Raw genomic sequence first — 13,962 nt, 5'->3', positions numbered from 1 at the left:
TTAGTTCTCCTGAAATTAATGCAAATACATCCCTTATAATCAATAAGAAAGGCAGCCATAAAAGCTGCCTTTCTCTATTTTCATTTTTATTTATTAAACCAGATCAAACCTGTCCAGATTCATCACTTTCGTCCATGCTGCCACAAAGTCTTTTACAAACTTACCTTGTGCATCAGCACTTCCGTATACCTCAGCCACGGCTCTCAATTCAGAATTAGATCCGAAAACAAGGTCTGCACGGGTTGCTGTCCATTTTGGCTGACCAGTCTTCCTATCAGTTCCGATATAAAGCTCTCTATCATCTGACATTGCTTTCCATTGAGTTCCCATATCCAGAAGATTCACAAAGAAATCATTGGTAAGAACTCCCGGACGGCTGGTGAACACGCCATGTTTTGAACCGTCAAAGTTCGTATCTAAAGCACGCATTCCTCCTATCAATACGGTTAATTCCGGGGCAGTAAGTGTTAATAACTGAGCTTTGTCAATCAGTAAAGATTCTGTAGATACGGTGTATTTTCTCTTCAGATAATTACGGAATCCATCCGCTGCAGGCTCAAGATAACCCATAGATTCTACATCCGTCTGTTCCTGAGAAGCATCCATTCTTCCCGGAGCAAAAGGAACTTTTACATCCTGACCCGCATTTCTTGCAGCCACTTCTAATGCGGCGTTACCTCCTAAAACAATCAGATCGGCTAATGATATTTTTTTACCTCCGTTTTGAGAATCGTTAAATTCTTTTTGAATTCCTTCCAGTACTCCCAATACTTTATTCAGCTGTGAAGGATTGTTGACTTCCCAGTTTCTTTGAGGCTCCAGTCTGATCCTTGCTCCATTGGCACCCCCACGCTTATCACTTCCCCGGAAAGTAGAAGCAGAAGCCCAGGCTGTAGATATCAGTTCGGAATGGCTTAATCCTGAGTTTAAAACTTTTGATTTTAGCGCTTCCACATCGTTTTCATCAACCAGTTCGTGGTTTACTTCAGGAATAGGATCCTGCCAGATCAGTTCTTCCTGCGGCACATCCGGTCCCAGATAGCGGGCACGCGGTCCCATATCTCTGTGTGTCAGTTTAAACCATGCTCTTGAAAAAGCATCAGCAAACGCATCAGGATTTTCATAAAAATGTCTTGAAATTTTCTCATAAACAGGATCAAACCTTAAGGAAAGATCTGTTGTAAGCATTGTTGGTTTATGCTTTTTAGAAGAATCAAACGCATCAGGAATAATATCTGCTCCATCTTTTGCTACCCACTGGTGAGCTCCGGCAGGGCTTTTTGTTAATTCCCATTCATTTTCAAAAAGGTTTTTAAAGAAATAATTACTCCATTGGGTAGGCGTTTCCGTCCAGGTTACTTCCAGACCGCTGGAAATAGCATCTCTTCCGCTACCAGACTTATAAGTACTTGCCCATCCAAGCCCTTGTTGTTCAATTCCGGCTGCTTCAGGCTCTTTTCCTACATGATCTGCCGGACCCGCTCCATGGGTTTTTCCGAAAGTATGTCCTCCGGCAATCAAAGCAACGGTTTCTTCATCATTCATCGCCATACGGCCGAAAGTATCACGGATATCTTTAGCAGCGGCAATAGGGTCAGGATTTCCGTCCGGACCTTCAGGATTTACATAAATAAGTCCCATTTGTACGGCAGCCAATGGATTTTCAAGATTTCTTGAATGAGTATCTCCATCTGCATTATCATCAGCAGGAAGAACTGCCGAATGACCTTCTTCTACTCCTTCCGAACCGTGAGCATACCGTAAATCCCCTCCAAGCCATGTTTTCTCAGATCCCCAATATACGTCGGAATCCGGTTCCCATACATCTGCACGTCCTCCTGCAAATCCGAATGTTTTAAAGCCCATGGATTCAAGAGCGATATTCCCGGTAAGGATCAGAAGATCTGCCCATGATATGTTTCTTCCATATTTCTGTTTGATCGGCCACAGCAATCTTCTTGCTTTATCAAGACTTACGTTATCAGGCCAGCTGTTTAAAGGTGCAAAACGCTGTTGTCCTGCTCCTGCTCCACCTCTTCCGTCTCCCACACGATATGTTCCGGCGCTGTGCCATGCCATACGGATAAACAAAGGACCGTAATGACCAAAGTCTGCCGGCCACCAATCCTGAGAATCTGTCATCAATGCATGAAGATCTTTTTTTACTGCTTCCAGATCAAGGCTTTCAAATGCTTTGGCATAATCGAAATCCTTATCCATAGGATCTGAAAGGGAAGAATGCTGACGCAGAAGATCTACTCTAAGCTGATCCGGCCACCAATCAGAATTCTGGGTTCCTCCTCCGGCTACACTCTTCTTCATTGTTCCGTTGTGAAACGGGCATTTACTGATGTCATTCAAATCTTTTTCCATTGTCGTTTATTTTATTTTTTATGTTGATTAATACAGTTTCAATTTTCTGTTGTAAGATTATGACAAACCTACAACGTTTGATTGATAAATACAATCTATTAATTTTTATTTAAATGATAGTTAAAAACTATAAATTAGTATTTTTAACGGCACAGTTTCTGGACGCAATTGTGGTATTAAGTTAGTCATTTTTCAGATTAACTTAAATAAAAACAGCAGTATAGAGTCCAATTTAGAATTACTCAAGGTAAGAATTTAAAGGGAAAAGGAAACTGGATGCTGGAAAGAGAAAGTTTAACAGCATCATGAAATATAAATTAAGAATTTCTAAAAAAAGAAAAAACACCCTATTTAAAGAGCCACTAAAAAGTATTTCCAGCTTCCATCACCCAACTTCAGGCTTTATCTCACTAAAAATAAATTATCTATCTTTATATTGACAAAATATGAACATCTGCTATGAAAAAAATAATTGTTGTAATTCTCGTTACGTTTATCATTATTCAGTTTTTCCCTATCGATAAAACAAATCCACCACTTACTCCGGGAATGGACTTTCTAAAAATTAAAAATACACCGGAGAAAATTGCCCATACCCTCAGAACGTCATGTTATGACTGTCATTCCAATGAAACAAAGTATCCATGGTACAGCAATATTTCACCAACTTCATGGTGGGTAAAAAACCATATTAATGAAGGCAGGAAACATCTTAATTTTTCTACCTTTGCAGTATATGAGCCTCAGAGACAGGTTCATAAACTGGAAGAATGTATAGAAATGATTGAGAAAAAAGAGATGCCTCTTGAATCTTATTATTTAGGTCATCAGAATGCTAAACTGTCTGATGAGCAGCGTGCAGATCTTATTCAATATTTTAAAAAAGTAAAAGAAGACACTGAAAGAGGAATCCTGTTTAATAAATAACATCATGGGAAATTGGAAAAATAAGCATATTGTATTTTTTGATGGAGATTGCGGTGTCTGTAATTTCTGGGTGCAGTGGATTTTGGAGCGGGATAAGAAAGACCAGTTCATGTTTGCTTCTCTTCAATCTGATTTCGGACAGCAGTTCTTATCAGAAAGAGGGCTGGAAACCAATGTATTCAACACCATGTATTTATGGAAACCCGGACGGTATTATCAAATCAAATCAAGAGCTGTACTGGAAATCGCTAATTTACTGGGAGGAGTTTATAAACTTTCCGTTGTTGGGAAAATTCTGCCTGTAACTTTAAGTGACAAAGTGTATGATCTCATTTCCAAAAACAGAATGAAACTGGCCAATCAGAAATGTTATTTACCGGATCAGCAGCAGAAGAAAAAGTTTATCCAGGTTTAATTAATTGTTCTTACACCGTTTCATTTAACTTATAAAAAGATCATTCCGTAAGAGTTACCTGCAATATTAATACATTGTATAGATTCCTACGGAATGACAAATAAGACGGATAGGTGTTCCTGTTTAATGTTTAATGTTTAATGGAAATCAAACTGAATAACAAACTATTACCAACTTATCATTCATAATTCCATCATTTATTATTACCCATTGCTCATTACTTATAAATTAAGCGACCATACAGAATAAGAATTCGGCGGGCACTGGATTTTCACCCATTTATCTCCCTGGGTTGTTGGGTACCAGTTTGAGTTCCCTGTAAAGTCTTTGATCTGCTGGCTGCTCCAGTTGGTTTCTATCCATCTTTCCTGCCAATTTGAAGACGTATTGATGTAAACAACAAGTCCCGGATTACCATTATAACCGTTACGTCTTGCAATATATTCGTCATTATCGGTGTAGAGAATAGAAGTTGTTCCGGTAGCTTTATTATTATGAATCCAGATCAGATTGTTCAGTCTTTCTTTATTTAACCATTCTTCATAATCTCTGTAAAAAATAGTGGGATACCCTTCATGGGTTAATATATAGGCGTATGCAGGCATTTTATTGTAAATGATGTCTGTATCATGATTAGCAACAAATGTGACTGCTTTGTATGGATTTCTTTTCCACATCATATCGTCATTCAAAGCATTTAAATTACCATTATCAAAGGCTTCATCCATTTTGTAATAAGCCGCAAAATCAAATACGGAACTGTTGGCATTATTTGCCCACCACTCGAGTGTATTTACATTTGAATCCCATAATTCTCCGACAGAAAATCCTCCTACTTTAGAATTCCATGTATTAACGACCCACGGACCGAACCCTTTAACGTAATCAAACCTCCAGCCATCAAATTTCATTACGTTTTTGTAATATTTGGCAACAGAATCATCTCTTCCCCAAAGCCAGTCCTGCACATGAGGATTCGCATGGCATAAATCCGGAAAACCGCCAAAAGCTCCTTCATCATTATTTCCATAGGAATTTTTGTAAAAGTCATTATAATTTCTCTGGAATTTTCCTGAAGCAACCCCTGAAAAATTGGTCCAGGTATTGTTTCCTGTAAAAGGATTGGCTTCGGATTGCCCTCCACTGTTGTGATTGATTACAATATCTGCATATACCTGCATATTTTCAGTATGAGCCTTTGTAATCAAAGCTTCCAGTTCGGCTCTGGATCCGAAACGGGTTTCCATGCTTCCATTTTGATTAAAATCTCCAAAATCATAATAATCTGTAGGATCATATCCCATAGAATAGGCTCCGTTCTGTGCTTTTGATGCCGGCGGTAACCATACAGCGCCAATTCCTGCATTGGACCACGCTGTCAGTTTATCTTTAACAGTATTCCACCAGTTGCCACCTTGCGGAACGTCCCAGTAAAAGCCCTGCATCAGAACTCCTCCACCGGGTCCGGCTGTGAATTTACCTTGCGCAGAACCTGAACTACTTCCTGTACTGAATGGCCGGCCATCATGATGGGTCACATTCACTGTTTTGTTATGAACTTCTTCTTGCCTGGAAGTCTCAGTTGTTAATTCATCAGTGGTTCTGCATGAGCTTACCAATGCCAAAGCCAGCATTGAAAGGAAAAAGTTTGTTTTTTTCATCGCTTTAATAAATTATCAATGTATTAAACAAGATACGATTTTATTAGATATAAACTCAAACCAATGGGAAATATTTTCATTTTCAGCAATAAATAAAGAAGAAAGACATTCAAGTTTTTCATTAAAAAATCATAAATTTTTCAGATTCCCGAGACAATTTTTCTTTTAATGCATATATTTGCATACTATGGAATACAATACCCAAAAAACTCAGCTTCATATGCCGGAATATGGCAGAATTATACAACAGTTGGTTGAGCGCTGCAAAGAACTTCCTTCCAAAGACGAAAGGAATGAAATGGCTATGGCAATCATCGATTTTATGGGTCAGAGAAACCCACAACTTCGCGACGAGGAAAATTATAAACATAAACTTTGGGATCATCTTTTTATTCTTGCCAATTATGATCTGGATGTAGAGTCCCCATATCCGTTCCCTACTCCTGAACAATTAGCAGAAAAACCTAAAAGAATGGAATATCCAAAACTTCAAGGTGACTTTAAGTTCTACGGAAAAAGTATTCTTCAATTGATTGAAAAAGCAATCGAACTGGAAACGGGTGATGAAAAAGAAGCCCTTATCGAAGTGATCGCCAACAATATGAAGAAGTCTTATAATGTCTATAATAAAGAACATGTGACGGATGATGTTATTTTCCGCCACCTGAAAGAACTGTCTGAAAACAGGTTGGATCTTACCGGAATTGATTCTCTTGAGAAGAGTAAAATCTATTACACGAGCAATAACAACAACCGAAATAATAACAATAGTAACAACAGGAATAATAACAATAATAAAAACAATAACCAGCCCAACAAAAGAAGGCATAATAACAATCATAAAAACAGAAAATAATGAGTGGAACATTTCAAATAAGAGGAGGAAAAAGACTGCAGGGTGAAATAACTCCACAAGGAGCCAAAAATGAGGCTCTGCAAATTTTATGTGCTGTTCTTCTGACGGACGAAGAAGTAAGAATCAAAAATATTCCGGATATCCATGATGTTAACAGACTGATTGAAATTCTTGGAGATTTTGGTGTAAAAATTACTAAAAACGGACAAGGAGATTATACTTTCAAGGCTGATCAGGTTAATTTTGATTATATTAAATCTAACGAGTTCAAAAAGGACGGAGCAAAACTCCGTGGATCCATTATGCTGATGGGACCCATGCTTGCCCGCTACGGTGAGGCTTATATGCCGACTCCGGGAGGTGACAAAATCGGGAGAAGAAGACTGGATACTCACTTTCAGGGACTTGTAGAATTAGGTGCTGAATTCAATTATGATGAGGAGCAATATTTCTATTCTTTAAAAGCTAAGGAACTGAGAGGAAAATTCATCTTATTGGAAGAAGCTTCTGTAACCGGAACTGCCAATATTGTAATGGCAGCCGCTTTAGCAAAAGGAAAAACAAGAATCTACAATGCTGCCTGCGAACCTTATCTTCAGCAATTATGTAAAATGCTGAACAGAATGGGAGCGAATATCTCTGGAATCGGATCCAACCTTCTTACTATTGAAGGTGTTGAATATCTGAGAGGAACTGAACACACGATGCTTCCGGATATGGTAGAAATCGGTTCATGGATTGGTCTTGCAGCGATGACAAAATCTGAGATCACCATCAAAAATGTAAACTGGAACCAGCTTGGTGTTATCCCGAATACCTTCAGAAAATTAGGAATCCAGCTTGAGCAAAGCGGTGACGATATCTACATTCCAGCTCAGGAACATTATAAAATCCAGAAATTTATTGACGGTTCTATCCTTACCATTTCAGATGCGCCATGGCCTGGATTTACACCGGATTTATTGTCTATTATTTTAGTAGTAGCCACCCAGGCAAAAGGAAGTATTCTGGTTCATCAGAAAATGTTTGAATCCAGATTATTCTTTGTAGATAAATTAATTGATATGGGCGCGCAGATCATTTTATGTGATCCGCACAGAGCCACGGTAATCGGATTGAACCAGGAAGCTCCGTTAAGAGGAACAACCATGGTTTCCCCGGATATCAGAGCCGGAAATGCACTTCTTATTGCAGCACTTTCTGCAGAAGGAAAATCTATTATCCATAATATCGAGCAGATCGACAGAGGATATGAGAATATTGATGGAAGACTAAGAGCTATTGGTGCTGACATCGAAAGAATCTAAAATTATTTTATTTAATGATAGAAAAGCGTTCAGAAGGTTCTGAACGCTTTTTTTGTTTAACCACCCCGTCAAAAATTCTTTGAATTTTCGCCATCCCTCCAGAGGAGGGGAATTTTGTACCAATCGATTATTTGCTTTTAGTATAAAATAAAAAGTGCCCGGTAAAAACCAGACACTTTGAGTAATTAAAACTATATGAATCTCACTTAAAAATAGGTTCTGCAGGTATATTCTACCGCTGTATTGATAAGTTTATTTTTATTCAGATACACTTCAAGCTGCTGAAAATCATCTGAATTCACATTTATATATAACTGTACTGAACCGAAACTGTATCCGTTCACATACTCTACATTAGCAGATAACACTTTATGACAAATGCCGAATTGATTATAGATCGTATTCATCAAATGTTCAAATTTCATTTTGCCATTCAACTCTATTTCCAGTAATAATTCTTTTTTAGGCAGGTTTATTTTATTTTGTAAAACCTGCAGGCCGGGATTCAGTGTAATCATTGCTAAACATTTTGGGTTAAAATCTGTCAGATCATAGGGCACTCTGCTTTTAAATCTGTGACAAAAATATAAAAAAATATTAGTCCACCAAATTAGTAGACTAATATTTTAAAAATTTAACATAAAAAAAGAAGCCCTGTTCAGCTTCTCACTATATTTTAAAAATTTCCTATTCTTTCCAATTTGTCAGAACCGGCAAGTCCGTTTGGATTGCAGCCAGGTTCACCTTCAGGGATTTTCAGATTTTTTTTAGCGTAAAATTCTTCCCAGAATGTGTTTGTTTTTCCTGTTTTCGGATCAGTAAATGTCATGGGTTCCAGTTTGAAAATATGTTCTTCCCGAAAAGCTCTTTCCACAAAATCTGAACAGTAATAGGAATTTTCATCCAGAATATAATTGAAATTGTAAGATTTACCCAACATGGTATTCGCCTTTTTAACCGCTTCAGGAATAGCTTTCTGATATTCCGGTTTTAACCGATAAACAATCACTTCCTGCCCTTCTTTTTTCTGATCTTTAATAAAATCTTTTACATCCTGCCTCTGAGAACCGCCTTTAGGTGCAGCGTGCAGAACAAAGATCCGGTTACCTTCTTTTTCCAGAATTCCTATATGATCAAATGAGGCTGTTTTTTGTTTTTGAGTGACATTATTAATCGCTCCCGAAAGCCCGGATTCTTTGGCTGTCACAAAAAGCAGATCACCATTTTTGAGCTGTATATTACTTATAGGAAAAGTATTATTGCATTGTACCAATAATAAAATCAGACAGTATAAAAGCCCTGCAGCAGTTATTTTTTTTAATCTAAATTCACACATTCGATTCTATTTTCAGGACCAAAATTACAAAATAGAATTCATTACATTTGTGGTAATATTGATCTATTCTTCACACCAACCCAAACATTCCAGGAATCTTATGCCGCATATTTTATTAATTGAAGACGACGACAGACTATCAAAATTGATTGCAAAGGGATTTCAGGAAGCAGAATTTGAGGTCACTGCAGCTTACGATGGAAATACGGGTCTGAAGCTGGCTTTACAGACCCATTTTGATCTGGTAGTGACAGACATTGTATTGCCCAGAAAAGATGGTCTTGAATTCTGTAACGAAATCAAAGCTTTAAAACCCAATCTTCCGGTCATAATGCTTACTGCATTGGGAACTACGGATGACAAACTGGAAGGATTTGATGCAGGAGCTGATGATTATCTTACCAAGCCTTTTGAAATGCGTGAACTGATAGCAAGAATTAAAGTACTCCTGAAAAGATTTTCACAACAGCCGCATCAAAAGGTTTCTGTTCTTAAATACGAAGGTATTGAAATGAATCTGGAACAAAAAACTGTGTACCGCGATCAAATGCCCATAAAGCTGACTCCTAAAGAGTTTAATCTTTTAAAATTCATGCTGGAGAATTCCGAAAGGGTTCTTTCCAGAAGTGAAATTGCGGAAAAAGTATGGGAAACTCATTTTGACACAGGCACTAACTTTATTGATGTCTATATCAATTATCTCAGAAAGAAAATAGATAAAGATTTTGAAACCAAACTGATCCATACCAAAGCCGGCATGGGATTTATTATGAAAAAAGACTACGAAACAGGTACTGTACAGTAAATCAGTAAGATGAACTAAAAATATCAGGATGAAAATAAGAACCAGACTTACCCTGCTTTTTACCTTAATCACGGCAATGCTTTTGGGTGTTTACAGTATTTCAATCTATTATTCATCCAAAGAAGCCAGAGAAAAATCTTTTTACAGCGAACTTCAGAACGAAGCCATTGCCAAGGCTGATTTATTTTTCCGAAGCTCACTTCCCGAACAGGAAATGCACAAGCTTTATAAAAACAATACAAGAACGCTCAATGAAGTTCAGGTAGCAATTTATGATGTTCATAAGCAGCTGGTTTATCATGATGACGCCAAAGTAGATTATGTAAAAGAAACTTCGCAAATGCTTTCTCAGATCTTTCAAAAGAAGAAAATTAATTTCTTTTTAAATGATTTGCAGGTGATCGGGATGGTGTATCAATATGAGGGACAAACGTATGCAGTAACTGCCGCAGCTTATGATCAGTACGGATATGAATATCTTACTCATCTCCTTACCATCAGCATTATCTCATTCTTCATCATTCTGGTTTTGATTTATCTGGCTGGAATATTTCTCTCCAAAAAAGCATTAAGTCCGCTGACTGAAATGGTTATTCAGATAAAAAAAATCACAGCCGGAAAACTACAGCTGCGTCTGAAAACTACAAAAGCAAAAGACGAGCTGAATGAACTAGCCCAGAACTTCAATGGAATGCTGGAGCGGCTTGAAAATTCTTTTGATTCGCAAAAACATTTTGTATCCAATATTTCACACGAGTTGAGAACGCCTTTATCAGCCATCATTACCGAGCTGGAACTCGCTTCTGAAAAAGATAAAACCAAAGAAGAATATCAGGAAACCATTCAATTCGCACTGGATGATGCCCGAAATATGGTAAAGCTTTCCAATAGTTTAATGGATCTGGCCAAAGCAAGCTATGATCCCAATGAGATCAGCTTTTCGGAAGTTCGTCTTGATGAAGTTCTTCTGGAATCTTATACTAAAATCACAAAAGAAAATTCGGGATATAAAGTTTCGCTGAACATTGAAGATTCGGTAGAAGAAGACCAGCTTATCATTCAGGGAAATGAATATCTTCTGCAGGTTGCCTTCAATAATCTTATTGACAATGCCTGTAAATATTCTCCGGAACATACTTGCCTGATTGACGTAAGTACAGATTCAAAAATTCTCACCATCCATTTTACCAATACAGGAAATGCTATAAATGAAGAAGATTTAAAGCATATCTTCAAGCCTTTCTACAGAAGTGAGAATTCCAAAAGTGAAAAAGGTCATGGAATAGGACTGTTTCTCACCGAGAAAATCATTCACCTTCATCATGCAAAAATTACTGTAGTATCAGAATATAATGAAACTACTTTTAAAGTTAATTTTATGATCAGTTAACGTATAAAAAGACTTCATTTAAATTTATTTGAATATTAATTCCCCTTAAAACCTTAATTAGCTTAATGTTTTAAAAATATTCTTTCTTACTCATGAGAAAGAGATTTTTTATTGAAAATGGAAGTTCCTATACTTGCTGTAACCACACATGCAATGGAAATCCACTGTAAAAAAGATAATTCTTCAGCAAGAAAAACCAATCCTGAAAGTGCAGCAAATGCAGGTTCCAGACTCATCAGAATACTGAAAGTCTTTGCCGGAAGTTTTTTCAGCACCATCATTTCCAGTGAAAAAGGCAAAGCACTGGAAAGAACAGCCACACCAAGACCTTTTATAAAAATACTGGGGGTAAGATTGAAAACGGCTCCATCCCATATCGTAAAAGGAATAATCACAAGACTGGCAAATATCATCCCGGTGGTTACCGCATCTTTTCCATCCATTATTTTGGAAACCATTCCACCCATTACAATATACAGAGCCCAGAATATTCCTGCCAGAAAGGCAAGCCCAAGTCCAACCAAATCTACATGATCATTCTGCCATGGGACAATAAGCAGGATTCCCACACAGGCCAGTAAAGCCCATATCACATCCAGCAGTTTACGGGACAAAGCTAAAGCAAGAAACAAAGGTCCTGCAAATTCCACCGTAACCGCCAGTCCCAAAGGAATTCTTTGAATGGCCATATAAAAAATAAGATTCATTGCGGCCAGCCCTATTCCGTAGATTGCACAATATTTCCATTTCTGGCTGTTAAATTGTAAAAACTTCGGACGGTTAATCAATGTAAGCAAAACAGCTGAAAGTACAATTCTTAAAGTAACCGTACCAATAGCTCCAATGGCAGGAAAAAGCTGCTTTGCAATAGAAGCACCTCCCTGCACACATATAATGGCTAAAAGCGTGGCAGGTATTGCTATGTTTGATTTTTTCATTTCTAAACTATAATGTTCAAAAGATGTTGGAAGGAAGTTTCCGGGATTAAACAAGTTCTTATTTCATATAAAAATCATAAAATTCAGCATATAAAATAGCCTGCACCAAATGTATTGAAATTTTATCTCTTACAATGGGTACAGATTTCATATAAATTTTCGCACAGATTTTCTCTAATGATTTTCTAATAACATTCTAAAGTTTCTCTAACAGTAAAAAAGCATAATGGTCTTTACTTTTGCACAGTAAAAAATAAAGCATATGGACTCAGATCCTTACCGTCATTATCAATCTTAAAAGCTTTAGTTGTACTCACTTTTCCCGTACAGCTGAAAAGCTTTATAAAACAGGAAAAGTTATGAATACATTTGAATTCACCCTACGATTACTCACCGCATTCTGTCTGGGAGCCGGTATTGGTTTCGAAAGACAGTGGCGTAAAAAAAATGCAGGCCTTCGCACCAATACGCTAGTATGTATCGGCTCTGCAGCCTTTGTATTAATTGCCATCAGAATTGGTGGCGATGCGGCCGGACGAATCACCTCTTATATTGTCAGCGGAATAGGTTTCCTTGGCGGCGGTGTTATCATGAAAGACGGTCTTACCGTAAGAGGATTAAACACGGCAGCCACATTATGGTGTTCGGCGGCCATAGGCGCACTATGCGCTTTGGGATATCCTTTGGAAGCCCTCATCACAGTTCTCTTCATTGTCTCTACGAATATATTTCTGAGACCTACTATGGCCTCTCAGAAAGAAACCAGAAGCAAAAAATGGCTCAGTACCAGGAAAAATAACAAAGAAAAAGTAAAAATCAGCAACAGCACTCAATTGTATTAAGATCATGAAAAAAGTAATCTTAAGTAGTATTATTCTCTTTGCAGTTTCCTGTAAAGACAATACAACCCAGCCAAACAAAGAACCTGAAATAATGACCCGCGGTAATCAGATTACTGTTCCGGAAACCCATCCTGTTTTCAAAAAAATTAAAACGCAGGTTATTATCGAACAGGAACATAGTGATGGTGTGGTTTCAGCAGGAACAATCCAGGCAATACCCAATCATTATGCGGAAATTGCCAGTCCTTTTTCCGGAAGAATTATCCAATCGTTTATTCAGCTTGGACAACATGTATCTGCGGGGAGTCCTCTTTTTGAAATTCTATCATCAGATTATTTTTCAGTTCAAAAGGATTATACAGATGCACTGAATGATGTACAGCTCGCAGAAAAAAATTACAGACGCCAGCAGGACCTTGTAAAACATGGAGTTGGCATTCAGAAAGAACTGGATGAAGCAGAAACTGATTTTAAAAATAAAAAAACATCTCTCTCCAATGCTTCTTCTGCCTTGAAAGTCTATAACAGTAAAGGCGGAGGTATAGGAAGTCCACTCGTTGTAAGAGCACCCATTAACGGAGAAATTATTTCCAACAAAATTGTAAACGGGCAATATCTGAAAGGAGATGCAGATCCGGTAATAATCATCGCAGAATTATCAAAAGTCTGGATTTCCGGTGATGTAAAAGAAAAAGACATCCGATTTGTCAATAAAGGAGATCAGGTTTCTGTAAAAGTAAGTGCCTATCCCGACAGCAATATTACCGGAAAAGTATACCATATCAATGAAGTTGTAGACGAAGATACCCGAAGCATCAAAGTCCTTATTGAATGTGACAACCCGGACAGAAAGTTAAAACCAGGGATGTACGCTACAGTCAACTTTTCAACAACTCCGGAAAAGACAGTGATGATTCCCGTAACCGCTTTAATGCAGCAGGACAATTCCCAGTATGTATGGGTAAAAACCGGTAAGAATCAATATACAAAACGTTCTGTGACAACAGGAGAAACCGATGAGAAAACAGTTAGAATAACATCAGGCTTACAACCCGGAGAAACCATCATGACCGAAGGGGGAATTTATATGCCGGATGCAAAATAATGTAAAA

At 37.7% G+C, this 13,962-nt stretch carries 13 protein-coding genes; 8 read left to right on the top strand and 5 right to left on the bottom strand.

Annotated elements, in window-relative coordinates:
• Nucleotides 1-93: 93 nt before the first annotated feature.
• The gene (gene katG / locus EK417_RS09740) at nt 94-2,373 is read right to left on the bottom strand and encodes a catalase/peroxidase HPI (RefSeq protein WP_136522068.1); all 2,280 of its coding nucleotides are present in this window, start codon (nt 2,371-2,373) and stop codon (nt 94-96) included.
• A gap of 459 nt (nt 2,374-2,832) precedes the next feature.
• Between katG and EK417_RS09735 the strand changes: the two genes are divergently transcribed.
• Both EK417_RS09735 and EK417_RS09730 read left to right on the top strand, forming a co-directional pair.
• Complete coding sequence (locus tag EK417_RS09735; RefSeq protein ID WP_110367056.1) at nt 2,833-3,300, top strand: heme-binding domain-containing protein; 468 nt, start codon at nt 2,833-2,835, stop codon at nt 3,298-3,300.
• A 4-nt stretch (nt 3,301-3,304) separates the two neighbouring features.
• Nucleotides 3,305-3,715 (top strand): thiol-disulfide oxidoreductase DCC family protein, encoded by a 411-nt coding sequence (locus EK417_RS09730; protein WP_136522067.1) that lies wholly within the window; start codon nt 3,305-3,307, stop codon nt 3,713-3,715.
• Nucleotides 3,716-3,936: 221 nt separating this feature from the next.
• On the opposite strand, the gene EK417_RS09725 is transcribed toward EK417_RS09730, so the two are convergent.
• Nucleotides 3,937-5,376, bottom strand: coding sequence for an alpha-amylase (locus EK417_RS09725; RefSeq protein ID WP_136522066.1), 1,440 nt, complete (start codon nt 5,374-5,376; stop codon nt 3,937-3,939).
• Nucleotides 5,377-5,563: 187 nt separating this feature from the next.
• On the opposite strand from EK417_RS09725, the gene EK417_RS09720 reads away from it, so the two are divergent.
• Together EK417_RS09720 and murA are read left to right on the top strand one after the other, a co-directional pair.
• Complete coding sequence (locus EK417_RS09720; protein ID WP_076595893.1) at nt 5,564-6,232, top strand: DUF4290 domain-containing protein; 669 nt, start codon at nt 5,564-5,566, stop codon at nt 6,230-6,232.
• Entirely contained in the window at nt 6,232-7,539 is a 1,308-nt protein-coding gene (gene murA, locus EK417_RS09715) for a UDP-N-acetylglucosamine 1-carboxyvinyltransferase (protein ID WP_076595892.1), read from the top strand. The genes EK417_RS09720 and murA overlap by 1 nt, the downstream gene beginning before the upstream one ends.
• A 206-nt stretch (nt 7,540-7,745) precedes the next feature.
• Here the strand turns inward: murA and EK417_RS09710 are convergent, their stop codons facing one another.
• A complete protein-coding gene (locus EK417_RS09710) occupies nt 7,746-8,057 on the bottom strand; it encodes an NIL domain-containing protein (protein WP_076595913.1) in 312 nt (103 codons plus the stop codon).
• Between the two features lie 158 nt (nt 8,058-8,215).
• A complete protein-coding gene (locus tag EK417_RS09705) occupies nt 8,216-8,875 on the bottom strand; it encodes a YiiX/YebB-like N1pC/P60 family cysteine hydrolase (RefSeq protein ID WP_136522065.1) in 660 nt (219 codons plus the stop codon).
• A 100-nt stretch (nt 8,876-8,975) separates the two neighbouring features.
• Between EK417_RS09705 and EK417_RS09700 the strand changes: the two genes are divergently transcribed.
• Complete coding sequence (locus tag EK417_RS09700; protein ID WP_136522064.1) at nt 8,976-9,680, top strand: response regulator transcription factor; 705 nt, start codon at nt 8,976-8,978, stop codon at nt 9,678-9,680.
• A 28-nt stretch (nt 9,681-9,708) separates the two neighbouring features.
• Nucleotides 9,709-11,070, top strand: a complete 1,362-nt coding sequence (locus tag EK417_RS09695; RefSeq protein ID WP_136522063.1) for an ATP-binding protein — start codon at nt 9,709-9,711, stop codon at nt 11,068-11,070.
• 86 nt (nt 11,071-11,156) lie between these two features.
• On the opposite strand, the gene EK417_RS09690 is transcribed toward EK417_RS09695, so the two are convergent.
• Nucleotides 11,157-12,008 (bottom strand): EamA family transporter, encoded by an 852-nt coding sequence (locus tag EK417_RS09690; protein ID WP_136522062.1) that lies wholly within the window; start codon nt 12,006-12,008, stop codon nt 11,157-11,159.
• A 359-nt stretch (nt 12,009-12,367) separates the two neighbouring features.
• On the opposite strand from EK417_RS09690, the gene EK417_RS09685 reads away from it, so the two are divergent.
• Nucleotides 12,368-12,850, top strand: a complete 483-nt coding sequence (locus tag EK417_RS09685) for an MgtC/SapB family protein (RefSeq protein WP_076595888.1) — start codon at nt 12,368-12,370, stop codon at nt 12,848-12,850.
• Nucleotides 12,851-12,854: 4 nt separating this feature from the next.
• Nucleotides 12,855-13,955, top strand: a complete 1,101-nt coding sequence (locus tag EK417_RS09680) for an efflux RND transporter periplasmic adaptor subunit (protein WP_110367050.1) — start codon at nt 12,855-12,857, stop codon at nt 13,953-13,955.
• Nucleotides 13,956-13,962: the final 7 nt, after the last annotated feature.

Origin of the sequence: Chryseobacterium candidae (assembly GCF_004916905.1) — a bacterium.
Taxonomy (GTDB): domain Bacteria; phylum Bacteroidota; class Bacteroidia; order Flavobacteriales; family Weeksellaceae; genus Chryseobacterium; species Chryseobacterium candidae.
This window is presented reverse-complemented; position numbering and strand designations above follow the sequence as displayed.